We start from the raw sequence: 1023 nt of genomic DNA on the forward strand, positions 1-1023 counted from the left end.
CCGGCAAGTGCCGAACCGATTGTTCTGTATTCCATTTCGTTCATCATAGCCATTTACCCACACAATCCAGACGGTATCTGGCTCTTTTGAACCTCATCTTCATTATAGCCTATATCTTTCTTTTTAGCAAGATATTCTTTTGCATTTGTCTTTCCGTATTTCTGGGAAATCAGGCTGACGAACACATCAGTGGCGTCAAGCTCCCCGTCAAATACAGTGGTCACATGAATCTCTGTTTTGTTTTTTGCCATAGGCAGTTATCCTCCATACATGAAAATAGCCAGACAGAGGGTGTCGGCAACGAAGTCCGGCAACGGGCTTCAAAAGACCTTGCAAACAATCTCAATCTGGCGATGGTTACTATTTATACTTTTCTTTTATTTTTTTGTTGTTTTGGTTGTTATAAGGGAGAAAAGCCCGGAAATAAGGGGTTTTTCCCGGCAACCGGCTCGGCAACGGGATAACAACAGGGGGTGCAACGGGCTGTCCTTTTCAGAATGGAAGCTCCATCTGTTCTGTGACCTCCACAAAACCGTCCATCGTTTTTTCAGACGGGTTGCCGGAGTCCGTTGCCGGGTTTTCACGCTCCCAGCCCTTTTGTCTGCCATATTCGGAAAACATTCTTGGGTTTGGGAAGTACCGCCAGCTGGAAATGCACTGGTTCATAATCTCGTTGATTTCCCGGATTTCCCATTGCTTCGGCTCGTCAAAAGCATGGTTCAAGGCTTCCTTATAGAGCTGCTTGGAGCAGACCATGCTCCCGGTGTATTTATCAAGATACGCCTGTATCATCCCGGCTTTGGTGTCCTCCGGCATAAAATCCCGCTGGTGTTCTTTGAGATACCGCTGCATGGCGGGGCTGAAAGCCAGCTTGAACCTGCCGCTTTTATAAATCTCCATCGCTTCCGCCCACATCTGCCCGATATAGGCTCTGGAAGCGGCTTCATCCTCCAAAATGTGAACTTCCGCCTGCTCCGGGTACACCATGACCGGGATAAAGCGGCGGTTGCCGGAACGGTCAAG

General features: G+C 48.4%; 3 protein-coding genes. 1 reads left to right on the plus strand and 2 read right to left on the minus strand.

Features of this window, described 5'->3' with window-relative positions; all coding sequences use genetic code 11:
- Window positions 1-53: 53 nt before the first annotated feature.
- Window positions 54-251 carry a hypothetical protein gene (locus DW720_RS15490; protein ID WP_002592708.1) on the minus strand — a complete coding sequence of 66 codons (198 nt, stop codon included), beginning with the start codon at window positions 249-251 and terminating at the stop codon, window positions 54-56.
- Here DW720_RS15490 and DW720_RS16260 point away from each other — a divergent pair.
- The gene (locus tag DW720_RS16260) at window positions 225-464 is read left to right on the plus strand and encodes a tweety protein (protein ID WP_118627009.1); all 240 of its coding nucleotides are present in this window, start codon (window positions 225-227) and stop codon (window positions 462-464) included. The genes DW720_RS15490 and DW720_RS16260 overlap by 27 nt on opposite strands.
- Before the next feature lie 28 nt (window positions 465-492).
- On the opposite strand, the gene DW720_RS15500 is transcribed toward DW720_RS16260, so the two are convergent.
- On the minus strand, window positions 493-1023 hold a 531-nt coding region (locus tag DW720_RS15500), incomplete at its 5' end, for a virulence-associated E family protein (RefSeq protein WP_243099742.1).

Origin of the sequence: Clostridium sp. AM27-28, assembly GCF_003480955.1 — a bacterium.
GTDB lineage: Bacteria > Bacillota > Clostridia > Lachnospirales > Lachnospiraceae > Otoolea > Otoolea fessa.

Coding starts and splice junctions, on each gene's coding strand:
- DW720_RS16260 (WP_118627009.1), top strand. CDS start 225: ATGAATCTCTGTTTTGTTTTTTGCCATAGGCAGTTATCCTCCATACAT.
- DW720_RS15490 (WP_002592708.1), bottom strand. CDS start 251: ATGGCAAAAAACAAAACAGAGATTCATGTGACCACTGTATTTGACGGG.